Annotated in this window: 25 protein-coding genes; 6 read left to right on the top strand and 19 right to left on the bottom strand. The window is 65.2% G+C overall.

The genetic code is table 11. From position 1 onward, the window contains the following. Window positions 1-35: 35 nt before the first annotated feature. Window positions 36-449, bottom strand: a complete 414-nt coding sequence (locus tag VLA65_RS04155) for a MarR family transcriptional regulator (protein WP_284988383.1) — start codon at window positions 447-449, stop codon at window positions 36-38. 82 nt (window positions 450-531) lie between these two features. Here VLA65_RS04155 and VLA65_RS04160 point away from each other — a divergent pair, with 82 nt between their 5' ends. Then, window positions 532-1,185 carry a phosphoribosyltransferase gene (locus tag VLA65_RS04160; RefSeq protein WP_307054251.1) on the top strand — a complete coding sequence of 218 codons (654 nt, stop codon included), beginning with the start codon at window positions 532-534 and terminating at the stop codon, window positions 1,183-1,185. A 201-nt stretch (window positions 1,186-1,386) separates the two neighbouring features. Here the strand turns inward: VLA65_RS04160 and hpaB are convergent, their stop codons facing one another. Then, the gene (hpaB, locus tag VLA65_RS04165; RefSeq protein WP_332601884.1) at window positions 1,387-2,841 is read right to left on the bottom strand and encodes a 4-hydroxyphenylacetate 3-monooxygenase, oxygenase component; all 1,455 of its coding nucleotides are present in this window, start codon (window positions 2,839-2,841) and stop codon (window positions 1,387-1,389) included. A 64-nt stretch (window positions 2,842-2,905) separates the two neighbouring features. After that, the gene (locus tag VLA65_RS04170) at window positions 2,906-3,442 is read right to left on the bottom strand and encodes a flavin reductase family protein (RefSeq protein ID WP_059387630.1); all 537 of its coding nucleotides are present in this window, start codon (window positions 3,440-3,442) and stop codon (window positions 2,906-2,908) included. A 148-nt stretch (window positions 3,443-3,590) separates the two neighbouring features. Here VLA65_RS04170 and VLA65_RS04175 point away from each other — a divergent pair, with 148 nt between their 5' ends. Beyond that, entirely contained in the window at window positions 3,591-4,325 is a 735-nt protein-coding gene (locus tag VLA65_RS04175; protein WP_284988484.1) for an IclR family transcriptional regulator, read from the top strand. A gap of 156 nt (window positions 4,326-4,481) precedes the next feature. On the opposite strand, the gene VLA65_RS04180 is transcribed toward VLA65_RS04175, so the two are convergent. The 6 genes from VLA65_RS04180 to VLA65_RS04205 all read right to left on the bottom strand — a co-directional run bounded on the left by VLA65_RS04180 (window position 4,482) and on the right by VLA65_RS04205 (window position 12,088). Next, entirely contained in the window at window positions 4,482-5,882 is a 1,401-nt protein-coding gene (locus VLA65_RS04180) for an MFS transporter (RefSeq protein WP_332601885.1), read from the bottom strand. A gap of 135 nt (window positions 5,883-6,017) precedes the next feature. Then, window positions 6,018-9,038: an SMC family ATPase gene (locus VLA65_RS04185; RefSeq protein ID WP_332601886.1), complete on the bottom strand. Its 3,021-nt coding sequence runs from the start codon at window positions 9,036-9,038 to the stop codon at window positions 6,018-6,020. Beyond that, entirely contained in the window at window positions 9,035-10,222 is a 1,188-nt protein-coding gene (locus VLA65_RS04190) for an exonuclease SbcCD subunit D (RefSeq protein WP_307054199.1), read from the bottom strand. Before VLA65_RS04190 ends, VLA65_RS04185 begins: the two co-directional genes overlap by 4 nt. 90 nt (window positions 10,223-10,312) lie before the next feature. Next, the gene (locus VLA65_RS04195) at window positions 10,313-11,239 is read right to left on the bottom strand and encodes an MIP/aquaporin family protein (RefSeq protein ID WP_306960883.1); all 927 of its coding nucleotides are present in this window, start codon (window positions 11,237-11,239) and stop codon (window positions 10,313-10,315) included. 142 nt (window positions 11,240-11,381) lie between these two features. After that, on the bottom strand, window positions 11,382-11,732 hold the full coding sequence (locus VLA65_RS04200) for a DUF202 domain-containing protein (protein WP_059387627.1): 351 nt from the start codon (window positions 11,730-11,732) through the stop codon (window positions 11,382-11,384). Then, the gene (locus tag VLA65_RS04205) at window positions 11,729-12,088 is read right to left on the bottom strand and encodes a YidH family protein (protein ID WP_306972587.1); all 360 of its coding nucleotides are present in this window, start codon (window positions 12,086-12,088) and stop codon (window positions 11,729-11,731) included. Before VLA65_RS04205 ends, VLA65_RS04200 begins: the two co-directional genes overlap by 4 nt. A gap of 73 nt (window positions 12,089-12,161) precedes the next feature. On the opposite strand from VLA65_RS04205, the gene VLA65_RS04210 reads away from it, so the two are divergent. Next, on the top strand, window positions 12,162-13,247 hold the full coding sequence (locus VLA65_RS04210) for an ADP-ribosylglycohydrolase family protein (RefSeq protein ID WP_332601887.1): 1,086 nt from the start codon (window positions 12,162-12,164) through the stop codon (window positions 13,245-13,247). 12 nt (window positions 13,248-13,259) lie between these two features. Here the strand turns inward: VLA65_RS04210 and VLA65_RS04215 are convergent, their stop codons facing one another. From VLA65_RS04215 to VLA65_RS04230, 4 genes are all read right to left on the bottom strand, one after another. Then, entirely contained in the window at window positions 13,260-13,808 is a 549-nt protein-coding gene (locus VLA65_RS04215) for a DUF4395 domain-containing protein (RefSeq protein WP_332601888.1), read from the bottom strand. Window positions 13,809-13,874: 66 nt separating this feature from the next. Continuing rightward, window positions 13,875-14,900 carry an exonuclease domain-containing protein gene (locus VLA65_RS04220; protein ID WP_307054206.1) on the bottom strand — a complete coding sequence of 342 codons (1,026 nt, stop codon included), beginning with the start codon at window positions 14,898-14,900 and terminating at the stop codon, window positions 13,875-13,877. Window positions 14,901-14,971: 71 nt separating this feature from the next. After that, window positions 14,972-15,232, bottom strand: a complete 261-nt coding sequence (locus tag VLA65_RS04225; RefSeq protein ID WP_284988392.1) for a DUF4235 domain-containing protein — start codon at window positions 15,230-15,232, stop codon at window positions 14,972-14,974. Between the two features lie 147 nt (window positions 15,233-15,379). Further along, window positions 15,380-16,618 (bottom strand): MFS transporter, encoded by a 1,239-nt coding sequence (locus VLA65_RS04230; RefSeq protein ID WP_332601889.1) that lies wholly within the window; start codon window positions 16,616-16,618, stop codon window positions 15,380-15,382. 188 nt (window positions 16,619-16,806) lie between these two features. On the opposite strand from VLA65_RS04230, the gene VLA65_RS04235 reads away from it, so the two are divergent. Then, entirely contained in the window at window positions 16,807-17,571 is a 765-nt protein-coding gene (locus tag VLA65_RS04235) for a VTT domain-containing protein (RefSeq protein ID WP_059387625.1), read from the top strand. 75 nt (window positions 17,572-17,646) lie between these two features. Here the strand turns inward: VLA65_RS04235 and rdgB are convergent, their stop codons facing one another. The 6 genes from rdgB to clpS all read right to left on the bottom strand — a co-directional run bounded on the left by rdgB (window position 17,647) and on the right by clpS (window position 22,004). Beyond that, window positions 17,647-18,288, bottom strand: a complete 642-nt coding sequence (gene rdgB, locus VLA65_RS04240) for an RdgB/HAM1 family non-canonical purine NTP pyrophosphatase (RefSeq protein ID WP_284988394.1) — start codon at window positions 18,286-18,288, stop codon at window positions 17,647-17,649. After that, complete coding sequence (rph, locus tag VLA65_RS04245; protein ID WP_078108499.1) at window positions 18,285-19,043, bottom strand: ribonuclease PH; 759 nt, start codon at window positions 19,041-19,043, stop codon at window positions 18,285-18,287. Before rph ends, rdgB begins: the two co-directional genes overlap by 4 nt. 43 nt (window positions 19,044-19,086) lie before the next feature. Further along, window positions 19,087-19,884 (bottom strand): MBL fold metallo-hydrolase, encoded by a 798-nt coding sequence (locus VLA65_RS04250; protein WP_284988395.1) that lies wholly within the window; start codon window positions 19,882-19,884, stop codon window positions 19,087-19,089. Then, a complete protein-coding gene (murI, locus tag VLA65_RS04255) occupies window positions 19,881-20,951 on the bottom strand; it encodes a glutamate racemase (protein WP_284988396.1) in 1,071 nt (356 codons plus the stop codon). Before murI ends, VLA65_RS04250 begins: the two co-directional genes overlap by 4 nt. A gap of 95 nt (window positions 20,952-21,046) precedes the next feature. Beyond that, window positions 21,047-21,613 carry a DUF2017 domain-containing protein gene (locus tag VLA65_RS04260; protein WP_284988397.1) on the bottom strand — a complete coding sequence of 189 codons (567 nt, stop codon included), beginning with the start codon at window positions 21,611-21,613 and terminating at the stop codon, window positions 21,047-21,049. After that, window positions 21,606-22,004: an ATP-dependent Clp protease adapter ClpS gene (gene clpS, locus VLA65_RS04265; protein ID WP_059387623.1), complete on the bottom strand. Its 399-nt coding sequence runs from the start codon at window positions 22,002-22,004 to the stop codon at window positions 21,606-21,608. The genes VLA65_RS04260 and clpS overlap by 8 nt, the downstream gene beginning before the upstream one ends. A gap of 367 nt (window positions 22,005-22,371) precedes the next feature. On the opposite strand from clpS, the gene VLA65_RS04270 reads away from it, so the two are divergent. Together VLA65_RS04270 and VLA65_RS04275 are read left to right on the top strand one after the other, a co-directional pair. Beyond that, window positions 22,372-23,700, top strand: a complete 1,329-nt coding sequence (locus VLA65_RS04270; protein WP_284988398.1) for a nicotinate phosphoribosyltransferase — start codon at window positions 22,372-22,374, stop codon at window positions 23,698-23,700. After that, window positions 23,701-24,327, top strand: a complete 627-nt coding sequence (locus tag VLA65_RS04275; RefSeq protein WP_059390254.1) for an isochorismatase family protein — start codon at window positions 23,701-23,703, stop codon at window positions 24,325-24,327. Window positions 24,328-24,348: the final 21 nt, after the last annotated feature.

A 24,348-nucleotide genomic window follows, 5' to 3' on the forward strand; every position in this document is an offset into this window, starting at 1 on the left:
GTGGCGGAGCGGCTGATAGTGGCGGAGCGGCTGCCTTAACCCGCCAGCCGCTCCGCGTTGAGCGTCATGCGCTCCAGCACGCTGACGGCCATGGCGTATTCGTCGATACCGATCCCCATCGAGAGGTCCCGCCGGGATTCTTCAACGAGCTTTTGGGCTTCCGTATGTTTTGCGTGGCCGAGTTCGCTGAGGCTGAGGCGATCGTCCACCATGATGATCATGCCGCGGCCCACCAGGGCGGCGAGTTCGTTTTCGCGACGTCGCGTGTCGCCGCCCCAAAAAGGGTTGAGTATTCCGTCAAGATCCTCGGGGCTGATGGTTGTCTCGGCCAGGACGTTGAGCGTCTGCCACTGCCTCCGGCTGAGTTTCAACCTCGCCAAGGTGCTGTCCAGGTGCGCCTCCAAAGCGGCGTCCAGGCGTTTGGTCCAGTAACCGATCGGCTTGTTCACATGGCCCATCGTGGCAGCGCAGAGCGGTCCCGGCAACAAAGGTAGGCTTGATTCAGCGCTGGATGACGTGGAAGTGAGACGAATGGGCATGCGCTTCAAGGACCGTGCGGACGCCGGACGCCGCGTGGCAGCAGGGCTCCCGCAGCTCCGGCATCGCCCGGACACCATCTTGCTGGGCCTCGCCCGCGGTGGAGTCCCCGTGGCGGCCGCTGCCGCCGTCGAGCTCCACCAGCCATACGGCGCCATGCTGGTACGTAAACTCGGCATCCCGGGCCGCGAGGAAACTGCGTTCGGCGCCCTCGCCTGGTCCAACGGCAGGATCGTCCGCATCCTCAACCGGCCCCTCGCCGAACGCATGCTTCGGCATGGAATCACCCAGGCTTCGCTCGACGCTGTCGAGGCACGCGAGCGCGGAGAACTCCTGCGGCGAGTGACGACCTACCCGGGTATCAGCTTCGATCTCTCGGGCAAGACTGTTGTCCTTGTCGACGACGGACTCGCCACGGGCGCAACGATGCGCGCCGCCGTCGAGGCCGTCCGCGCGGGAGGCGCGGCGACTGTGGTAACCGCCGTCCCCGTGTCATCCCTCGAAGCCCAAGCGTCCATCAGCCGGGTGTGCGATTTCATGATGTGCCTGCACACGCCGGGCAAATTCCATGCCGTGGGCGCGTTCTACGAGCACTTCGAACAATTGACCGACGACGACGCGGTGCGGCTTTTGGAGCAGGCGGGGTAGTTCGCAAGCCGCTGGGTTGCGATTCGCGCCAAACGCGAGCGAGCGTCGATGAATTTCCCGTCATAGCTGAGCGAGCGTCGGAGAATTTCGCGCCAAACGCGAGCGAGCGTCGGAGAATTTCGCGTCATAGCTGAGCGAGCGTCGGAGTGCGAACGACGACGGCGATAGCTCGCCGTCGTCGTCGGACGCGCCGTGGCGCGTTCAGTCCTTCCGCTCGAGGAACTCCCGCACCCGGGCGCGGGCCTGCTCGCGGTCGTAGCTGTTCACGAGGGCGGCAGCCATGCGGACGGGGTCGCCGAAGAAGAAGTACTCATAGAGGGCCTGGCGCCCGGCGAACGCGGAAATGCTGGCATCGAAAGCGAGCTTGAAGAGGCGCACGCGCTCCGGGCCGGTCAGGGTCTTCGCCTGCAGGTACAGCTCGATGTCCGGCAATGCCTCGCTGGCTACGTCCGCTTCGCCCGGCAGGGCCATGAGGCCCGACGCCGAGAACTTCCGGATGATCGCGGGGAACCGCTGGGCAACCTTGGGGTACCAGTTGCGTGCCGCATTCAGTGTGGGCCAATGCGGCAACAACACGCCATCCGGGCTTGGAGCTGCCTGGGCCTCCGCGGCAACCATGAGGGCCTTGCCGATTTCGACGGTCTCGATCAGCTCCGCGAGGTCTTCCTGGATGTGCTGGAATCCGTCAATCCCGATCGACGCCGCAATCTCCGAGGCCAGGCCGAGGAAGAACTCGCTCTTCGCGATGGTCCTCGTGACCACCTGGTGGGTCATGAGGGCCCCGGCGCCGGTCTCGGAGTAGAAGGCATTGCACAGCTCGGGATGGCCGAGCATGAAGATGCGATCGTTCGGAACGAATACGTGGTCGAAAACGACGACGGCGTCCATCTCCTCGAAGCGGCTGGCGAGCGGCTCGTCGTGGGTGCCTCCGCCGTTGTAGAGCGAGGTCCGGCACAGGTAACGCATGCCCGGCGCATCGTTCGGGAGGGCGAACGCGTAGGAGTAGGGAGCATCTTCCGGCGTCGAGCGCAGGAGCGTCGAAGGGAACACGAGGAGCTCGTCGGCGATCGGCGCGATGGTGGCGAGCATACGTGCGCCGTGGACCACAATGCCGTCTTCCCGCTCCTCGACGACCCTGGCCGAGAGCTGCCCGCCGAGCTGTTCGGAACCTGACACCGAACGGTTGACTTGCGGCGGGATCAGCGTGTGCGTCGCAAGGAGATCGTTCTCGCGGCAATGCTCATAGTATTTGCGGATGTTTTCGCCGAACATCGGATCGGCCTGGGCAAACCATTTTTCTGCGGCCGCGAGTGCCGTAAGGGCGCCGTTCATGTAATCACCCGTCCGGCCCAGGAACCCAAGGGAGTACTCCGCCCAAGTGCGGATGGCCGCATGCCGATGTTCGAGGTCTTCCTTGGTGCGCGGCACCAGGAACGAGGCGTTCACCCGGTCACCCGTCGTCGGGGACTCGTAGGTGAGGGCGTCCGCATACTTCGGGTCATGCTGCATGTCGAAGAGCTTCGCGTACGTGCGGGCCACATTCCTGAAGGACGGGTGGTCGGCGATCTTCCCGGTGACCATTTCGCCGTCGATCAGGACGTGGGGGTTCATCGAGTTGAGCTTGTCCAGGTACTGCTGTCCGGTCCGGATTCCCATGGTTGTCTCCAATGATGGTTGTGCTGAAACGGCATACGGATGCGGCGTCGACGGGCGCCGGCAACTACAGAAGATCCTCCATTCCCAATTGGCTTTCCGGGATAGTGGTGAAAGAGCTGTTGGCGAACGCGAGCGCGTCGCCGCTGCGGTAGTTGAAGTCCACCACTTCACCCACGTAGAGGGTGTGGTCTCCGCCGTCGTAAGCCGCCCAGGGCGTGCATTCGAAATAGGCGAGGACGTTGGATAGCCGGGGCGCCGTGTCGCCTTCTACCCAAAGGGGCTCGGGCCCGGGTCGGCCCGCGAAATGCAGGGCGAGTTGCTTCTGTTCGGCACCCAGGATATTGACGCTGAAGGGGCGCCCGGCCAGCTCATCGTGGGCTTTGGCGTTGCGGGCGATGCTGACCAGGACCAGCGGCGGTTCCATGGATACGGCGGTGAAAGAGTTGACGGTGATACCGTGCCGCTTGGTGGCGCCGTCGAACGTCACGATGGCGACACCTGTGGCGAAGCGGCCCAGGCTGCCGCGGAAATGATGTGCCCGCGGCCGCGAAGTGCGGCTCAAGGGACCGGGCTCCGCATTATGGCTGGACTTGGCAATCATCGTTGATTCCTGGCTAGCGATTGTTCTATATGTGAATTTGTTCTATATTTGAACAACAAATTCTCATACAGAACCATAGTCTCTTGTGAGTGACAGCACAAGACGGCGGGCCGGTCGCATTAGGCCCCAACATAGGATGGAGCGCATGATGTCTCCCAGCGCCGCAAAAAGTCTGCAGGACACGACTGCGACGGTCTCGCCGTCGCAGACCCTCTCCCGCGGAATCCAGGCCCTGGAAATCCTGGCGGCAGCAGAGCGCCCGTTGACCATTGCAGAACTCGCCGGCGCCCTGGGCGTTCATCGCTCGGTGGCCTACCGGATCCTTCGCACGCTGGAGGATCATTCCCTGCTGGTGCGCGACGACGCCGGCCGTGTTCAGCCAGGTCCCGGCCTTGCGGTGCTGGCCCGGGGTGTCTCCCGCGACCTCCAGACGGCCGCCCTACCGGAACTGACCCAGCTTGCCAACGCCCTGAACATGACGGCATTCGTCGCGGTCTGGGATCATCAGGACTGCGTCACGCTGGTCACGGTCGAGCCCCGACACTCAGCCGCGACCCTGGCACAGCATCCCGGCACCCGCCACCCCGTGAACACCGGGGCGCCTGGAATCGCGATCCAGTCCACCATGAGCGAAGAAGAATGGGCCGCCCGCGCGCCGGGCCTGCCGTATCGTCCGGAAGCGGCAGAAGCGCGCCGGCTCGGCTATGCGGCGAGCCACGACGAAGTCATCGCCGGCTTGTCATCCTTGGCCGCCCCGATCCGGGTGCCAGGCGGGCGGCCCGCCGCGATCGCCGTCGTCTACATCCGCCGCGAACAGGACCAGGCCGCCGTCGGCGAAGCACTGGCAGCGAGCGCGTCCCGGATAGAGTCCCAGCTGGCGTAAGGACCCGCCGATGGACTCGTGGGGCTTTTCACCTTTGGTGCGCGCGTTCGTCCTGTTTCCGACGCTCGCTCACTTATAGGGCCAAAACCTGAAACGCGCGCTCAGATGATCTGAGCGAGGGTTTCCCAAAAGTGGCCCATTAGTGAGCGGGCGTCGTTATGGTTGCGTGTTTGGCCGGCGCCGGAGAACCAGTCCTGCAACGATGCCGAGCAGCAAAAGCGCGCCGGAAGCGGACGTGGACACCACAAATGCGGTGCCCGGACCCTGCGTCTGGGCCAACTGGCCGGCAACGTAGGCGCCCAGCGCCGTACCCGCCACGATGCCGCTAGCCAAGGCGGTCATGCCGGTCGCCATGCGGCCGGCCGGTGCCACGACTCCCCCGATGCTGAAGACCGTCACCATGACCGGTCCCACGGGAATTCCGAGCACCAACAGAACGATGACCATCGGCCAGATCCCGGCGGGAAGGAACAACAGTGGGGAGAACGCCGTCATCGCGGCCGCGGCGAGCACCCAGCGGATGGCCAGCCCGAAGCGCTGCGGCCAATAGGCAACGGACAACGCCGCGACGGCGGAGCTCAGGCCCATGACGGAATACATCAGCCCCGCAATTTCAGCCGTGGCGAACTGGGCGGAGAAGGCGCTCAACGCATTCTGGGTTGCACCAAAGAAAGTACCCATGCAGACCATGGCCAGCACCGGAACGGCGACCTTCAGCCAGGCCACGGATCGGACACTTGACTGCCGCTGTGCAGGGACGCTCCCGACGGCGGCGCGCGCCTTGCGCTTTGCAGGCACCACGGCCAACTGAGAGGGATGGACGGCGAAGGCCGGCACGAGCGTGGCCGTCAGGACGGCCGCCAATGCGAGCGGAAGCCAGGGGGCTACGAGGCTCGCCAGAATACCGACCAGCGCCGGCCCCAGGACGAACGTGACCTCGTCCGCGGTTCCTTCATAGGACAACGCGGTGTCCAGGTCTGCGCGGCTGGACGCCACACTTCCAGGACCGTTGGTGTTCAGGTTCCTAGTGGTCAGGGCCATCCAACGGACACGGGCCATGGGCCCCACCTGCGGGCAACTCGCTCCAGCCAGGAAAGCCGTCACCAAAATGGCAATCGCGTCCGTGGGGGCGTTGAAATCGGGCGTCAGGTAGGCGGCCACGAGCAAGGCGATGACGGTCACGGCGTTGACAACCGCGGCCACGAGGAGCACAGGGCGCTGGCCTGAGCGGTCGCCAAGGGAGCCAAGCACCGGCGCGCCCAAGGCCGAGCCAATGCCGACCGCTCCGGCGGCCAGGCCACCGATGGCGTAAGAATGGCTGACAGCTGTGACAAGGGTGAGGGTGCCAACGGTCAGCATCGCGAGTGGCAACCTCGCGAACAGTCCCAGCGGCAGGAAGTTCCGGCCTGCGAGTTCGGGCAAGCGGGCGAAGCGGCCAGGCAGACGCGAACGGCGCGGCGCGGCCGACGGGGGCAGTGCCGACTGCGGCGCAGAAGGAAATTCAGGGTGAGGCTTAAGTGCGGTGTTCGCCGCGGACTTCTGTGGGGAGGAGTTCATGATTCCGGGTTCGCTGAATGGTGCGCATCGTCCCTCCTCCCGATGCGCGCGACCCGGTGTAACCCTCCAAGTCTACCGGACGGCTACGCCTGCTCAAGCGGGCCCATACACGACGAAGCGCCCCAAAACAGGTGCCTAGGCGGCCGCGGCGTCGACGATTCGAACGGTGGAACCGTTCCGGTTCTTGATTACCTGCAGCTGGCTGCTGATTCTCTGCTTCATCTCCGCAACGTGGCTGACCAGCCCCACTACCCTGCCGCCGTCGCGCAGCCCCTCCAGTGCATCCATGACCTGCTCGAGCGATTGCTCGTCGAGGCTCCCGAATCCCTCATCGACGAACAAGGTCTCGATGTCCACACCGCCGGCCTCCTGCTGGACTACATCCGCGAGCCCCAGGGCCAAAGCGAGCGAAGCCATGAACGACTCCCCGCCGGACAGTGTGGCGGTGTCCCGCCGCTGGCCTGTCCACTCATCCACCACTTCCAGTCCCAGGCCTGATTTCGCGCCCCGGGCTGCCTTGGCGTCTGTGTGCTGCAGGGTGTAACGGCCATCGCTCATGGCGATCAGCCGCTCCGAGGCCGCCGCCGCGACCTGTTCGAGGCGGGCGGCCAGCACATAGCTGTTGAGGCTCATTTTGTAGCCGTTGTCGCCCGCCCCTCTTGCGGTTTCTGCGAGCTCGTTGAGTACCCGGGCGCGATCCCGGGGGCCGCGCCCGGAGGCCGCAGCTTCCTCGTACTGCGAGCGGATCGCAGCCAGGCTGGTCACCGTGCGGGCAGCGAGTCCCGCAGCAAGATCCAGCCGTCGGGCTGTTTCTTCCGCCCGTCCGGCGTCTTGTTCGAGGGCTGCGAGCTCGACGGCGGTCAGTGGCACCTCACCGATCTGGGCTTCCTTGGCCGCGAGAACGAGATCCTCGGACTCGAAGAGCTCTGCGAGCCGGGCGCTCTCGGTCTCCGCGGACCTGATGGCTTCGTCGAGCCTTGCAGCGTGCTGCTCGTCGAGGATTTCGAGGCGCGCAGCATCCGCGGTGTCGAATCCGTTCGCTGCAAGGGCGGTTTCCAAGGCCGCAGACGCATCGTCCAAAGCCTCCCGGGCACGTTCAAGTTGCACTCCCGCGGCGACAGCGGACTGCAGGAGTTCGCGATGCCCGGTCAGGGCATCGATGCGCTCGTGCAGCGTGTCGAAGCCATCACGCAGCCCGCAAAGCAAGGTCTCCAGGGACTCACGTTGCTCACCCAGCAGGGCCATGGTGGACCCGGCCTGCGCCGCAGCGGTGTCCTCTTGGACTTGTTCTTCCTCCAAGCGGGCAATCCGGTCCGTCATGCGGGCGAGCTCTGCCTTGCCACGTTTGAGGCTGTCGACGGCGGAACGCGCCAAGGCCAGGGCGTCTTTGGCCAGGGCCTCCGCCGAAGCGGCTTCCTTGGGATCGATGCCTCCGCCCTGGGCGGCGAGCACGGCGACTTCCTGTTCGGCGGCCGCCAGCTCGCCTGCCGCTTGGAGAAGTTCATGCTCGCTCTCGTCATAGCGTTCGTGGGCGGATTGCTCTTCCTCGGCAAGGGCCAGTGCGGTTAGCCCTGCGGCTGCCGGGGAAGGGTGTTCGGCGCTTCCGCAGACGGGGCATGGATCGCCGTCGTTCAGCTTTGCGGCGAGTTCGGCGGCGGCATTGGCCAACCGGGATTCGCGGAGATCCAGCCAGAGTTGCCGGAGGTCCTGGGAGAGCGCGCGTGCAAAAGCGTGGCGCTTCACTGCCGCGGACTGGGAATCAAGGGCGCTTGTGTAACGGGCTACGGTTTTGACAGTGTTCTGCACTGCTGCCGCTTCGCTTTCCCGGAGGGGCAGCTCCACAGCGGCCGCTTCCAGCGGACCCAGCTCGCCTTCCAAAACAGCCGCATCCGAGCGAAGCCCGGCCAACGCGACGGACCGCTCTGCCTTGGCCGACTCCCGCTGCCGTGCCGCCAGCTCAAGCGCATCAAGCCTGCCAGTGATGTCCTCGAGCTTTTGTTCGTCCCCGATCCGGGCCTCAACGACAGCCATGGTCTCTTGAATCCTCGCCAGCGACGTGCCGGGTTCGCTCGCGTCAAGAGAGGCGGCAAGCAGCTTCGCCGTCGCCGACTCCGCCTTCGCCCCCGCGATGTCTAAGGCCTTGGCAGCGCGGTCGACGGCGTCGAGTTGTCCTCCGAGGACGGCGGCTTTACGGTGGCGTCCAAGCCGCTCGCGGAATTCCTGCACTTCAGCCGCACGTGTGGCGAGGACTTCGCGCCGGCGAGTGGCGGCGTCGAGCTTCGCGTGCCGTTGAACCCGTTCCCGGGCGGAGCTGAGTTTGTCTGCCAGCTGAAGCCGGACGGCATCGGCAGAGATTGCAACTTGTTGCCGCTCCAGAGATTCGGCCCGGGCCCGGGCCTCGAGGGTCCCGAGCCTGAGTTCAGGCGTGGACTCGTTGGATCCTGCGTCATCAAGATCCGGGTCAGCCGCCTCGTCAATGCCGAGTTGCGCGAACTCGGACTCTGCCCGCTGCGCGAGCAGCTTAAGTCCGTTCTGGTTGTCCTGCACTTCTGCGCGCGCGGCGTTTGCTTGGAGTGCCAACTGCTGCTCGATCGCTTCAAAACGCTGGGTTCCGAAGAGCTTCTGCAGAAGATCCAGCCGGTCGGACGCCTTGGAACGCAGGAAAGCCGCGAAGTCTCCCTGCGGGAGCATGACCACCCTGGTGAATTGTTCCCGATCCATCCCCAGGACATCTCCGATTTCCATGCCGGCTTCGTCGTTGCGCGAGGTCTTTTCTTCCCACGAGCCATCAACCCGTTCACGCAGGAGGGTTTTGGCCTGCTGGGTGGTGAAGCCCTTGCGTCCACGGGCACTTGGCCTGTCCCACGCCGGTGAGCGGGTGACCTCAAAGCGTCTTCCGCGCGCCGAAAATTCGCAAACGACCCGCGGCTCCGCAGCCGGTTCCGCGTGGTCGCTGCGCAAGCGTTTTCCGTCCTGGCGGGCGCCCGGTACCGAGCCGTACAACGCAAAGCAGATGGCGTCGAGCACGCTCGTCTTTCCCGCGCCGGTGGCACCGTTCAAGAGGAACAGGCCCTGGGCGCCCAACAGATCGAAATCAATCGATTGAACCCCGGCAAACGGCCCGAAAGCCTCAATTTCAAGGCGGTGGATTCTCACAACTCTGCCCCTTCCAACCGGACCGCTTCCAAGGCTTCACGAAGGGCGGAAAGTTCAGTCTCATCAGCCGGCCTCCCGCGCACATGGTCGAGGAAGCCGCAGCAAACACCAAGATCGTCTTCGGCCTCCGCAAGCCGGCTGCTGTAGCTGGCTTTGACCTTTCCCGCGGCGTCTTCAGGGTCAAAGCCCAGCACCAGCGTGTCCGGGAACCGGGCACGCAGCTGTTCCATGGCCTGCGCAGGCCGCGAGGAGTCTGTGAGGGTGACTTGGCAATACGCAGTCTCAGCCCAGGAATGCTCCTCCGACTCCAGAAGCTCAGCGAGCTTCCCCCGGAGAATCGCCAGCTCCCGTGGTGCTTTCCACAGAACTTCCTCGACGCTCTCAACACCGCCGACGCCGATATCAATCAGCCACGCACCCTTCCGATGCCTGGCCTCGGAGAACGAATACGCCAGCGGCGAACCCGAATACCGGACGCGCTCCGAAAGTTCCTGCCGCCCGTGCAGATGTCCGAGGGCCGTGTAGCCGAAGCCATCAAAGAGATCCAGGGGCACAGCCCCCAAACCGCCGATGCTCAAATCGCGTTCGCTGTCCGAGGTGATGCCGCCGCTCGCGAAGGTGTGTGCCAGCACAACGGAGTGCACCGGCCCTGCTTCGCTTCTCCGGGCAATGTCCTCACGGATGAGCTCCACCGCGGCCTGCGTGACGTCAAAGTGGCTCGGGGTTTGGGTGCCGAGCCGTTCGGCGACAAGCCGCGGTTCAAGGTACGGAATTCCATAGACGGCAACCACGGGCGCACCCGGCTGAGCTGCACCGTGGTCGCTATCCAGGGGAAACAGGACGGGCGAATCGAGATCCTCTACGCGGGTCCGCAAATGGACTCCCCCGCGCTCCAGCAGGCGTGAAGCGAAACCAAGGCGGATCGCGGAATCGTGGTTGCCGCTGGTCAGCACCACCTTGGCTCCAGCATCCGTGATCCGTACGAGGGCGTCGTCGAGGAGCTTCACGACGTCCAGACCCGGAAGGGCGCGGTCGTAGACGTCGCCCGCGATCAAGACGACGTCCACCGACTGTTCCCGGACGACTGCGAGCAATTGCTCAATGAAGTTACGCTGGGCGTCAAGCATCCCGACGCCATGGAACGAGCGTCCCAGGTGCCAATCCGAAGTGTGCAAAAGCCTCATGTTTTCAAGCTAACTGGAGGCCCCGACATTATTGGTGCGGCGCGGCGGCACCGGCCGTAACAGGGCCTTCCGGACAGCTGAATTCCTGCGTCAGCCCCGCTTGCCGTCGAAGAAATCGCGGGCCGGGTCGACGTCGGGCTTCTCTTCGACGGGTGCCACGGCGGACTCCGCAGCGGGCGTGGAAACCTCGGCCGCGCTTTCCGGGACAGCCGCTTCAGCGTCGTCGTCGGACTTTTCCTCCCAGCCGTCGGCCGGCAACGGCTCCTCGACCTCAGCCACGGCAACCGGGGTGGTTTCGCCGAAACCGCGGAAGATGAGGCCTGCGATCGCCGCTCCGACCAGCGGTGCGACCCAGAAGAGCCAGAGCTGCTCCACTGCCCAGCTCGAGCTGAAGATGGCGGAGGCAGTGGCACGTGCGGGGTTAAAGGCAAGGTTGCCCGTGGATTGGCCAAGCTGCAGCAAGACCGCGACTGTCAGGCCGACGGCGAACGGTGCTGCGAGCTTGCTGGGATTGCGTCGAGCGGTGACACCCAGGAAGACCCCTACCAGGAGCGCGGCGCCGAGGACCTCAATGAGCATCACGCCGGTCACGGGAACCTGGAAGCTGGAGTGCGTACCGAAGCCGGAGGTCGCCGTGTCAAACACAGTCCGGCTGTCCGTGATCCCCGGTACAGTTCGGACGACGGCGAAAATCGCCAACGCGCCCAGCAAAGCGCCCACAATCTGGGCCCCCAGGTACGCGGCCCCATCCACAAGCTTCATCCGGCCGGCAACCAGGTGACCAACCGTGATGGCCGGGTTGAAGTGGCCGCCGGACAGGTAACCGAAGGCCAACATGGCAGCAGTGACGGTCAGGCCGCTGGCCAGCGACGCCGGCATCGGAACCGCCTGGGGGTTGATGAAGATCAACACACCCAAGCCAATAACCACAAGGAACAGCGTCCCCAGAGCTTCAGCGGACGCCCGGGCTAGGAGCCGGGTTCCGCGGGAGGAGGGAGCGGACACAGTTGTGGTCATGTCGAGGGATTCCTTTGTTCGAAGTTCGGGTGGTCTGTTGCGGAGGCGGACACTCCGGGCAAGGCAAGAAGCCGTGCGGCGGACCGCTTTCTTGCCCCGCAGCATCCTGTCAGCCGAGTCTGGACGCTTCCTGAATCCGAGCCTAGCCGCCCAAGGCGATTGCGGCGACCGCAGCGCCGGCAAGCGCGATGATGGACACGGCGCTTGCAAGCATCAAGACTGCCGACGCTTCCTCCGCGCCATGGTGCAACTGGTGGGACCTGGCCCACACAACGCAGCCGAGGACGATCGTCGCTGCGGCGGCGGTCAAGGCGCAGATTCCCTGGTAGTCGAGCCCCGGTATCCCGGTGGGCAATTGCCCCGCACCGGATTTGGCCGTCAACCACCTGCGCCAGATGAAGAGATCCACCACCAGAAGCGAAATCAGGGTCCGGCGCCAAGCGAGCGTTGTACGCTCCGGCTGCAGCCCCGGATCCCTGGATTCAACGGTCAACGCGCCACCAGGATCAGCACGGCAAAAGTGAATGCCGCCACCGCGACCACGATGGTCATGAGCAACATGACCCGTGAGAACGGCAGGGCCTGGTCGTTCCGCATGGCCGCCTCCATCTGCGCCCACCGGCGGTAGGCGAGCGTCGCGAGGCCCGCGCCGATCATGGAAAGAACGACGCACAAGACAATGCGCACGGGCTGGGGCGCGATGTTCGGAGCAAGCTGGTCGATGGCGACGGCACCGGCCAACAGGGCCAACGACGTACGGATCCACGCGAGGAAGGTCCGCTCATTTGCGAGCGAGAATCTGTAGTCCGGGGTCTTTCCGGTTTTCCGCCACGCGGGTTCACGCATCATGCCTCCTGGTTCACGAGCCACCGTATCAGCGGGCAGGTGAAGACCGGCCGAGCAGCCACGGTAAATTACCACTATGAGCGCTGAACCATCCCCCTCCGCCGTGCCATCCTTCGAGTCCCGGGTTAACGGCTGCCTGCTGGGAGGCGCCTTGGGTGATTCGCTCGGCTACGCCGTGGAGTTCGACGACGTAGCCACCATCCGTTCCCGCTTCGGCGCCGCGGGCCTGACCTCTTTTGGCCAGCTCGACGGCGGCACCCACTTTTCGGACGACACCCAGATGACGCTGTACACCGTCGACGGCCTCGTGGAAGCCCTGGAGTGGGCCAACGACGGCGTAGCCGCGGATGAAACTGCATGTCTCTGGCTGGCTTACCTGCGATGGCTCGCGAGCCAGGGCGTCGCGTTGCCGGCATCCGCCCCCGTTCCCCAACCGCGGTGGATCGACGGCCAGGAGGTGCTCCGGCACCGCAGGCACCCGGGAAAGGCGTGCCTGAGCGGACTCTCTACGGGCGAGATGGGAACCAAGTTCCGGCCCGTCAATCCGGAATCGAAGGGCTGCGGCACGGTCATGCGCTCGGCTCCCTTTGGCCTGGTCCCGCATATTTCCGAGGCCGCGGTCTACAAGCTGAGCACCGATGCCGCGTGCTTGACGCACGGGCACCCTTCGGCACGGCAAAGCGCGGGTGCCTTCAGCGTGCTCGTGCACAAGGTGACCGCGGGCTCAGATGTGCGGACTGCGGCTGAGCATGCCCTGAGCGTGGTGTCAGCACTGCCGGATCCAGCCCCCGAGCTCCTGGGGCGCCTCCGGGAGGCGCTGGAACTGTCTTCCACCGGCACGCTGCTCAGCCCGGAAGAACTCACCGCGCAACTGGGCGAGGGCTGGGTCGCGGAGGAGGCACTCGCCGTCGGGCTCTATGCGGTGCTGGCGACCGCGCGGGCAGCGGAGACACGGAGTGATCCGGCCGCCCATTTCCGCCAAGCCATAACTGTGGCGCTGAACCACAGCGGTGACAGCGACTCCACCGCCTCGATCGCGGGCAATATCCTTGGGGCGCTCCACGGCGAAGAGGCACTGCCGTCGGACTGGCTTGAAGCCCTTGAAGCCCCGGAAGTGATCCGCGGGATGGCGCAACGGCTCATCGCCGTCACAGTGGGCTAAGAGCCAAACGGTTCAAAGCCTGCGAAGCGCGATATTGTTGCACGCTTCGCAGACGTCCGCGGGAATGAGTCCGCGCCTCTGCAGGATCCCGAAAATGGCGCAGCCCAGGCAGAATCCCACAAACGATTCGAGGGACGCCGCGACGATCAGCAAGGCGAGCAGGATCCAGGCACCTAAGGCGAAACCGGCGAAGAACAGGACCGCGGCCGCCGTGCTGAGCACCGCGCCGATTCCCTGTGCGAAACGCTTGGGCGGCCCCGGGACAAGTTGGGCTGGACCCACCCTGGGGGCCAGCAGTTTGACAGACAGCAAAGCGAACGGCGAGATCCTCGGCCCGAACAACACCCGCAGCCAGAAGCCGGCCGCGATCAGCACGAGTCCCCAGCCGACGCCGCTCACGAGGGTGGCCACTGCGGCAACAACCACCAGGCCGGCCGTGATCCTCGCGGCGTATTCGTTGACCGGATTGGGGAAAGCGAAGACGGCGCGCCATCCGGTGGCCGCCGGAGCCGGCGTTCCTACGGCGAACGCTGCAGTGTCAGCCTGTCTTCCCTGTGTCATGGCTCAAGGCTAGGAGCGCCGCGACACAACGGGAAGCTTTGTTGCTCCGTGTGAATATTGGCGCGGCTAGCGTCCGCCGACCATCTGCAGGAACTCCCCCTCGGACAGCACCTCGATCTGCTGGCCGCGGCTGTGCAATTCCAGGACCCTTTTGGCTTTGCCAGTGAGGCGACCGTTCCGGAGATCGCCTGCCACGAAGCCGTCGCCCACCACCAGGACCGTGGTCCTCCCGGTCACGCGGCTCTCCGGACGCGCACCCATCTCCGCTGCCCGCTGTTTCGCTTCCGGCCGGGCAATCGCAAGCTCACCTGTGAAAACGACCGTTTGCCCGAACAGGGGGTGGCCCGGTTCCGCTGCAGGGTTGGGCTCCGGATTGTCGCCTTCCTCAGGCCAATTGCTCCAGGCGCGTCCAAGCTGGCCGGCACCATTCCCGACGCCGGACCGGCCCGCGGCCGCGTCGCGCCCTCCACTGGCCCCCGCGAGCGCAGCGAGCGTTTGCTTGGACAGTCCGTCTCCTGGCTGGAAGGCCTGCTGTTTGGGAATGGCCAGGCCGAGGGACAAGTAGAGCTCTGCGATGCTGTTGGCGTTGTTCCTGTGCGCGATGTCCACCAGGATTCCGGCGCAGGCCCGGGCGTCCTCCGCGGCGTCGTGATGGTTCACGAGGGGCACGCCCGCCTCCTCCGCGGCGTAGGGCAACGAATTGGATACCAAGGAGTAGCAGCGCCGGGACAACATCACCGTGCAGACGTACTCGTAAGCGGGGCCAGGCAGGCCGGAAACTTCGAGTCCGGAACGGATCACGCCCAGATCGAACGCGGCATTGTGGGCGGCAAGGATATCCCCGCCGATGAAAGCCCCGATTTCAGGGAAGAGTTCGCCGAAGCGCGGAGCCCCGGCGACGTCCTCGGCTCGAATGCCGTGGATCCGGGTGTTGTGGTACTCGAAGTGGTCGTGGTTTTCCGGCGGCCGCATGAGCCAGGAGGCTTCCTCCACCACGACGCCGCCGCGGACCTTGCTCAGGCCGACCGAGCACGGAGAACCCCTGAAGCCGTTCGCAGTTTCAAAGTCGATCGCCGTAAAGTCCAATGCCACTGGTCAAGGTTACAGGTGGAAAGCGGCCCCAATGGCGCCGGTGACGGCCGCCCCCTGCCCCGGAGCGTCTTTCAGACCTCGTCCGCCGTCTCCTGCAGCTTGGTCAGGGCCTTCTTGGTTGTTCTTTGGGTCAGGACATGGATGACCGCCCCTACCGCGCCCCCGGCGAAGGCGAACAGCAGCACTCCAGGCAAGGAGTCCTCCAGATTGGTCGCATCCTTCGGCGCGGGCTTTCCGGTCGACTTGCTCCAGATGGCCTCGAGGGCTTTGTTCGCCGCAACTCCGGCGCCCATGCCCACCACCAGGCCAAGTAGTTTGATCAGGACGTTCATCTCGTTCCTCCGATTGTGGCCAGACGTGTGGTCCGCGGCTGGGAAATACGTCAACGCAGCCGCCTGGACACAAGATTATCAGCATGCTTATCTTCTCTTCCCCGATGCGGGCCGTGCCTGCGACGCCGTGCGCAGCACCGGTCGGACTTACCGACGTCTCATCAGTTTCGTCTCCCGGGGACCGGCGGGGTAGCCGCCGCGGCGGCTCGCCAGGATGATTGCGAGCGCTGCCGCCGTCGGGACGGCTGCGGCTAAGGGCACCCACAGCGCGCCGACAGTGGTCAGGGCCAGGGCGCCATATCCGGCGCCCACGGCGATGCCCAGTTGAATGGTCACCACGGTCAAGCCGTTCGCGGCGTCCTTGTGCTCTCCGCCGGCGCGAAGGATAGCTGCCTGGTTGTAGATGCCGATGGCCCCGAAGGCGGTTCCCCACACGGTCACCAGCACAAGCTCACCCACCCACGTGCCGCCAAGCAGCGGCAAGAGGCCGAAGGCCAGCACCAGCAGGGCGACCGCGGAAATCAGGGAGCGCCGCGGATGGGAATCGGCGGTGAGGCCGGCGATCCAGATCCCCACGAGGCTGGCAGCCCCCACCACGGACAACGAAATGCTCGTGAAGGCATCCGGCAGTCCGGAGACGTGGAGGAAAGGCGCTATGTAGGTGAAGAGCGTGAAGTGGCCCAAAAGCAAGAGTGGCCACGCTGTGGCCACGGCGATCACGCCGGGCAGCTTCAGGGCTCCGCGGAGGGTCGGCGTCGCATGGCCGTCCTCGTCGGGGGCTGCGGGGAGTACCCAAATGGCCAGCAAAGCGAGAACCGCGCCGACTCCGGCCAGGATCAGGAAAGAGGCGCGCCAGGTGAGGACCGAGCCCATGAGCGTGCCGATCGGAGCGCCGACGGCGAGCGCGATGCTGTTACCGCTGAAGACCATGGCCATTGCTCTTCCTACTGAGTGCGCCGGGACGATCCTGGCAACGTAGGGGGCCATGCTTGACCACAGCATCCCGTGGGCCACGCCTCCGAGGAGCCTCGCGGCAACTGCCAATCCCAGGCTCGGGCTCGACGCCAACAGGACATTGCTGAGTGCGAACGCGAGCACGGTGCCGATCAACAACGCCTTGCGGGGAACTCGTCCGCCGAGCAGCCTGGACAACGGAAGCGCCGTGAAGACGATAACTGCCGCATAGGCGGCAGTCAGGGAACCTACGGCCGATTCGTCTACTCCCAGGTCCCGGCTGATCTGGGGCAGCAGCCCGGACGGGAGGAGTTCCGTAGTCACCGCGGTGAAGCCTGCTGCCGCGAGGATCAGGAGACCGCCCCACGGGAACACCGGGGCTGACGCAGGAGCGGCCGTCGCCGCTGTTTCGGGTATAGCTACGTCGCGCATCAAAAAGTTCTTCCTCGTCATTCATGCTCAGTTAGCTGCGGACGCAGAAGTTCTCGTCATTTCTGCCCACGTCCACCACGCTACGCATGTCGGGCGACTGGAGGCAGTGTCTGTCAGACACCCCCAGCCGATGTGTCAAGGGCCCGACGGCGGTTGTCCCGTACCCTTGAAGGGTGACCCTTTCTGCGATGAACGACTTTGCCGTATCCGCTTTGGTGGGTGCAGGACCGGTGCAGCCGCATATGTCCGCGCTCCTCCCCGACTGGTTGAACCCCCAGATCTTCCTGGCCGACCCCGCCTTGGCGCCATGGGTAGTCCTTCTCGTGTGCGGCATCGTGTTCGCCGAGACGGGACTCCTGGTGGGCTTCTTCCTGCCCGGCGACTCGATGCTTTTCACCGCTGGGCTCCTCGTCGCCACGGATACCATCAAATTCAACATCTGGGCACTCGCGGCCCTCATCATCGTGTCCGCGATCATCGGCAACCAGAGTGGCTACCTCATCGGTTCCAAAGCCGGACCGGCCATCTTCAACAAGCCTGATTCCAAGCTGTTCAAGCGGGAAAACGTCGAGAGTGCGCACGCCTTCTTCGAAAAGCACGGCGGCAAGGCCCTGATCCTGGCCCGCTTCGTGCCCATCATCCGCACCTTCGTCCCGGTGATTGTTGGCGTCGCGCAAATGGACAAGCGCAAGTTCTTCATTTTCAACGTCATCGGGGCGGTGCTCTGGGGCGGTGGCGTCACGCTGCTCGGCTACCTGCTCGGCGACAAAGTTCCGTGGGTCCGGGACAACCTCGACATCATCTTCGTGGTCATCGTCCTGATCTCGGTGGTCCCCGTGGCCGTGGAAGTCATCCGCGGCTTGCTGGCCAAGCGCAAGGCAACGAACGGCGGAGCAGAACCCGCCGAAGAATTGGTCGACGGACGCGAAGCCGGAAAGCACGGCGAGCGCTAAGCCCGTTGCTTCAACAGAAGAGGCACCCCGCACTTTGTCTGCGGGGTGCCTCTCTCGTTAATGCTGGCGCAGGTTCTAGCGCAGGGCGTCTACGATCGCCGGGAGCAGCGCCCTGAACGCCTTGCCGCGGTGGCTGATGGCGTTCTTCTCCTCGGAACTCAGCTCCGCGCAACTGCGGTCCAGTCCCTGCGGCTGGAGCACGGGGTCGTAGCCGAATCCACCTGCGCCGCGGGGCTCATGCAAGAGAGTGCCTTCCAGCTGGCCGTACTCGACCACCTCGCGTGCCCCGCCGTCGACGGCGGCCGGTACAGCGAGTGCCGCCGCGCAGACGAACGCGGCTCCCCGGTGCGCGTCGGGGACGTCCGAGAGTTGCGCCAGCAAGAGCTGCAGGTTGGCGGCGTCGTCACCGTGCCGGCCGGACCAGCGGGCCGAGAAGATGCCCGGAGCTCCACCCAGGACGTCCACGGCCAACCCCGAGTCATCGGCAATCGCCACTATTCCCGTGGCTTCAGCCACGGCCCGTGCTTTGAGCAGGGAGTTCTCGGCAAACGTCACGCCGGTCTCGGCAACGTCGGGAGCACCGGCCGCAGCCGCGTCAATCACTTGCGTATCGACGTCGAGTCCCGGTACCTGCCCCCTGAGGAGTTCCCTGAGTTCGCGCAGTTTTCCCTTGTTGTGCGTGGCGAGGACGAGCCGCGGCGCAGTCGCCCCGCTCACGGGGCCTCGGCCAGGGTCTCACGTTGGATGGCTGCCAACTCGCCCGTGCCGATAAGGGCAAGGTCCAGCAAGGCATTCAGTTCATCGCGGTCGAAGGGGGCTCCCTCGGCGGTGCCCTGGACTTCCACGAACTTGCCGGAGCCCGTGACCACCACGTTCATGTCGGTTTCGGCGCGCACGTCCTCGACATAGGGCAGGTCCAGCATCGGGATACCGTCGATGATTCCCACCGAAACGGCAGCGATGGTGTCGATCAGCGGCTGTGCGTTCTTGGCGATCATCTTGTTCTCACGGGCGAAGCGGATCGCTTCGGCGAGCGCCACGTAGGCCCCGGTGATCGCGGCGGTGCGGGTGCCGCCGTCGGCCTGCAGGACATCGCAGTCCAGGACGATCGTGTTCTCGCCCAGGGCCTTGGTGTCGATGATGGAACGCAGCGAGCGGCCGATCAGGCGCGAAATTTCGTGGGTGCGTCCGCCGATCCTGCCCTTGACGGACTCACGGTCGGAACGCGTGTTCGTGGCCCGCGGCAGCATGGCGTATTCGGCCGTGACCCAGCCGCGGCCTTCGCCCTTGAGCCAGCGCGGAACGCCCTCGGTCAGGGAAGCCGTGCACAGCACCCGGGTGTTGCCGAATTCGATCAGGGCCGAACCTTCGGCCTGCTTGGACCAACCGCGGGTGATGCTGATGGGACGGAGTTGATCGGGTGTGCGGCCGTCGGCACGGATGACGGGGACAGATGTGGCTTCGGAAGTCATACTGCAAGCTTAGCGATCCCCCGGCCTCCGCTGGACTGCGGGTTCAGACGGTGTAGTGGACTCCGGCAACCGCGACGGCGACATCGCCGGCGAACTCGGGCCGCGCCTCGGCCATGACCTTGGTCTGCGATGTCCAGACCGGGATGTGGGTCAACAGGAGGCGTCGGGCTCCGGCGGCTGTCGCTGCCTGGCCCGCGCGCTTGCCGGTCAAGTGCACATCCTTGATGTCGTCGTCGCGCCCTTCTTCGAAGGCGGCCTCGCAGAGGAAGAGATCGGCGTTGCGGGCCGCGTCCTCAAGGCCCTGGCACGAGTCTGTGTCCCCCGAGTACGTGAGGACCCTGCTGACCGCTTTGCCTTCTTTGTCCGGCTCGGTGACCTCGACGCGCAAAGCGTAGGCCTCTTCCACCGGGTGGTTCACGGCATACGGGGTCACGATGAAGGGCCCGAGCTGCACGGATTGCCGTTCGCTCCAGTTGCTGAAGTCGAATTCCTCGTGCATTCCGGGGTCCAGCTCAAGGCCGTAGGCGGTGGCCATGCGGTCGGCCGTCGCGGCGGGACCCCAGACTGGGATCCTGTCCCGTCCCCAACCGCCCGGCTTCCAGCGGACCGCTACGTGCAGTCCGCAGAGGTCCATGCAATGGTCCGGGTGCAGGTGGGTCAGGAAGATAGCGTCGATGTCTTCGAGGTCCGTGTACCGCTGGATGGCCCCGAGGGCGCCGCTGCCGAGGTCCATGACGATCTTCCACTGGCGTTCACCGTCGTGCGCGGTCAGCAGATAGCACGACGCCGGAGAGCCGGGACCAGGGAAGGAACCCGTGCAGCCAACAATGGTCAGTTTCACTGGATGCGGCCTCCGCGGGCCGCGCCGAATTCGTTCACTGTGAAGGCTGCGGGGTCAACGAAATTGGACGTCCTCGCATGATGGCCGCCCGCGCGGGCGGCCTCCAACATTTCCGGGGTGATGCGGGCGAGGCTTCCGGTCGGGTACTGGGCGGCCACATGGTCCACGTGGCGCACGGACAGGACCTCCGGGCCGAGGAAACGGCGCGCCAGGGTCTCAAACTGGACGGCGTCGCCGGTGGCCATGAAGTCGTGCCGGGGCAAGCCGGCATCGGTCCGCTGGATCCCGTGGGTGGCCAAGGCGCGGTAAACGTCTTTGGCGGTCTCTTCGGCACTCGACACAAGAGTGACGTCGTCCCCCATGACGTAGGAGATCACGCCAGTAAGCAAGGGATAGTGCGTGCAGCCGAGCACCACGGTGTCCACGCCGGCTTCCCTGAGCGGTTCCAGGTATTCGTGGGCCGCGGCCAGCAGCTCGGGGCCGGTCGTAATGCCGGCCTCCACGAAACTCACGAATTCGGGGCAGGCTACCGAGGTGATGCTGAGGTCCGGGGCTGCGGCAAAGGTGTCCTCGTAAGCGCGGGAACCCACTGTGGCCGATGTCCCGATCACGCCGATCCTGCCGGATCTCGTCGCGGCCACCGCCCGGCGGACTGCGGGTTGGATGACCTCGATGACGGGAATCCCGTAGCGGGCCGTGTAGCGTTCGCGGGCATCGCGCAAGACGGCGGCCGAGGCCGAGTTGCAGGCGATGGTCAGGAGTTTCACGCCGGAGTCCACGAGCTCGTCCATGACGCCGAGGGCATTGGCCCGGACTTCGGCGATGGGGAGCGGCCCGTAGGGTCCGTTGGCTGTGTCTCCCACGTAGATGATCGACTCATGGGGCAATTGGTCGATGATGGACCGTGCCACGGTGAGTCCGCCGACTCCGGAATCGAAGACACCGATGGGGCGTGATCCCAGCAAGGGGTTGGGTGCTGTGCTGTTCAGTGTTTCCGGCGTGCGCTGGGATTCCAACGCCGCTGCGGCGCTCTCCCCATCCGATACCGCGTCCGATGCTGAGTTCATGATTCTTAGAGAATAAGCCAAGGCATGTGCTGCAGCGACGACATGTGGCGGGGGCCTCGTGTCTGTTTTGTCACACGGACGCCCACAAGCCCCACTCAGGGCTTCCGGTCCATCGAGGCCATCATGGCCTGGACCAACGATTCCTGGAGCCACGTGGTGAAGTTGTAGACGAGCGCCAGGTAGCTCTCCACGTCTTCGGCCTGGGACCAGTCCTGCATGGCATGGACATGGTCGGCATCCGCTTCGTCGCGGATATCGAGGCGCTCCGCCAGCACCAAACGAACATCGTTGAGGGCCATGGACCAGAGCTTCGCCTCCTCCGGGGTGAGGACGAGCTCGTTGCGGTCCAGGCCCATGGCAGCGGCTCGAAGGGCGCCGATTTTTCCTTCCCGCAGCGAGCGCTCGGTGAGCTGGCGGAACTCGAGGGACGCGGCGTCGTCATTCTTCATGACGTTCGGCAAGAGCCGCAAAAGGGCGCGATCGGACGGTTCCTTGACGTTCATATCCAGGCCGATCAAAGCCGTCAGGGGATCTTCGTTGCTGGACAGCTCCGGTTCCAGCATCGAAATGACATCATCCACGAGTCCGCGCAGGAGTTCGCGCTCGGCGGGCTCAAGATAGCCGGTGATGCCCTTGAGTCCGTACTTGAAAGCCTTAGCCACGTGCGCCGCCCTTGCGTCCCCGGCCGTCGCCGCTGCTGCTTGCCTTTTCAACCGTTGCCCACAGACCGTAGCCGTGCATGGCAACCGCGTGCTGCTCCACTTGTTCCTTGCCTCCGTGCGCCACGATGGAACGGCCCTTCTTGTGGACCTCGAGCATGAGTTTGTTGGATTTGGCCTCGGAATAGCCGAAGTAGCTCTGGAACACGTAGCTCACATAGCTCATGAGATTGACGGGGTCGTTCCAGACCACCAGGTTCCAAGGGATATCAGCAGCACTGAGAAGGTCGGTGGAGGACTGCTCCGAGATGTCCGTCCGTTCTTCTCCCTTTAAGCCTGCGTCTGTCACTGTGCAGGTGGCTGCATAAATGCCGGGGGCGACGGTAGTGGTCATCTGTCCATTCTAATGGTGATGGATGGGCGAGCTAATGACGGCGAGACGTGGGAGGCGGTGGGTGGGCCCACACCGCCGAGGGCCCCGCGTTGAGCGAAGCGAGACGTGGGAGGCGGTGGGTGGGCCCACACCGCCGAGGGCCCCGCGTTGCGCGAAGCGAGACGTGGGAGGCGGTGGGGGGGCCCACACCGCCGAGGGCCCCGCGTTGCGCGAAGCGAGACGTGGGAGGCGGTGGGGGGGCCCACACCGCCGAGGGCCCCGCGTTGCGCGAAGCGAGACGTGGGAGGCGGTGGGTGGGCCCACACCGCCGAGGGCCCCGCGTTGAGCGAAGCGAGACGTGGGAGGCGGTGGGGACTAGAGTGAATTCGTGAGTAGATCCGTCGCCTGGGACCACCCCCGCACGTCGTTGTATACCGATCACTACGAGCTGACAATGCTGGAAGCCGCCCTCCATTCGGGCGCGGCGCACCGGCGCTCGGTCTTCGAGGCCTTCGCCCGCCGCCTGCCCGACGGCCGCCGCTACGGCATCGTCGCCGGCACCGGCCGGCTGCTTGAGGGAATCAAGGACTTCCGTTTCGGCGATGCCGAGCTCGCGTTCCTCGATCAGCACAAAGTCGTTGACAGGCAAACACTGGACTTCCTCGCCGACTACAGGTTTTCCGGCGACATCTGGGGCTATCCGGAGGGCGAGGCCTACTTCCCCGGCTCGCCCATCCTGATCGTCGAATCAACGTTCGCGGAAGCCTGCATCCTGGAAACGTACATCTTGTCCGTGCTCAACCATGACACCGCGATTGCTTCTGCTGCTTCCCGGATGACCAGCGCGGCCGGCAACCGGCCTTGCATCGAGATGGGCTCCCGGCGCACCCAGGAGGAGTCCGCGACGGCGGCAGCCCGCGCCGCGGTCATCGCCGGTTTCGGCAGCACCTCCAACCTTGAAGCCGGACGCCGTTACGGCATCAAGACCGTGGGCACGGCCGCCCACTCGTTCACTCTCCTGCACGACACCGAGCGCGAGGCCTTCGAAGCCCAGATCGCCGCCTTCGGACCGGAAACCACGCTCCTGGTGGACACGTACGACGTCGAGGTCGGGGTACGGACCGCGGTGGAACTCGCGGGTGACAAACTCGGGGCCGTCCGGCTGGACTCCGGAGACCTCGTGGCCCAAGCCCAATGGGTCCGCGAGCTGCTGGACAACCTCGGCAACATCAACACCCGGATCGTCGTCACCTCGGATCTCGATGAATACGCGATCGCGGCCCTGCAATCGGCCCCGGTGGATGTGTACGGCGTGGGCACCTCGCTGGTCACAGGATCGGGAGCGCCCACCGCCAGCATGGTCTACAAGCTCGTCAGCCGGACCAACGATGCCGGGGAATTCGTTCCCGTGGCCAAGGTAGCCAAGAACAAGGCCAGCGTGGGCGGCCGCAAATACGCCCTGCGCAAGCTCAACGAACTCGGCATCGCAACCCAGGAGATCGTAGGCATCGGACATCGCCCGGAAGACGATGGCAACGACCGCCAGTTGCTCCAGCAGTTCATCAAGAACGGTGAACTGCTCCCGGGATGGACCGGACACGAGGGCGTAGTCCGGGCACAGGAACGCCACGCTGCCACCATGGCCGAATTGCCTCCGGTAGTGCGCAGGCTGCAGCGCGGTGAGCCGGCAATCCCCACCGTCTATGAGGAGGACTGAATGTCCCGTGCCCTGATTATCGTGGACGTCCAGAACGATTTCTGCGAAGGCGGCTCCCTCGCCGTGGAAGGTGGCGCCGCCACGGCGGCTGCTATCAGCGAATACCTGGACGCGAACCATCAGCACTTCGACCACGTCGTGGCTACGCAGGACTGGCACGTGGACCCGGGCAGCCATTTTTCGGAAACTCCGGACTTCGTGGACAGTTGGCCGCCGCATTGCCGCGCCGGGAGCAAGGGCGCCGAGCTCCACCCGGATCTCGACGCCGAATACGTCCAGGCTTACTTCCGCAAGGGACAGTACACGGCCGCCTACTCGGGATTCGAAGGAGTCCTTGCGCCCGAAGACGAAGTGCCCATGGGCGAACTCGCACCCGGTGCAGTCCCCTCCGTCGAGCTGGACGAGGACGCCCTCGGGCTCGATGACTGGCTGCAGAGCCACGGAGTGGAAGAAGTCGTCGTGGTGGGAATCGCGACCGACTACTGCGTCAGGGCCACCGCGCTGGACGCCGTGCAGGCGGGCTACTCGGTGACGGTGATCGGTGAACTCACCGCCGGAATCGCGGAAGATCTTGACGAGACCTACGCGGAACTGGAAGAAAACGGCGTCGAGCTGGGGCAGCGCTAAGGGCAGGAGCCCTGCCAAGCA

The organism is Arthrobacter sp. S2(2024) (assembly GCF_036662515.1).
In the GTDB taxonomy this organism is placed as follows: domain Bacteria; phylum Actinomycetota; class Actinomycetes; order Actinomycetales; family Micrococcaceae; genus Arthrobacter.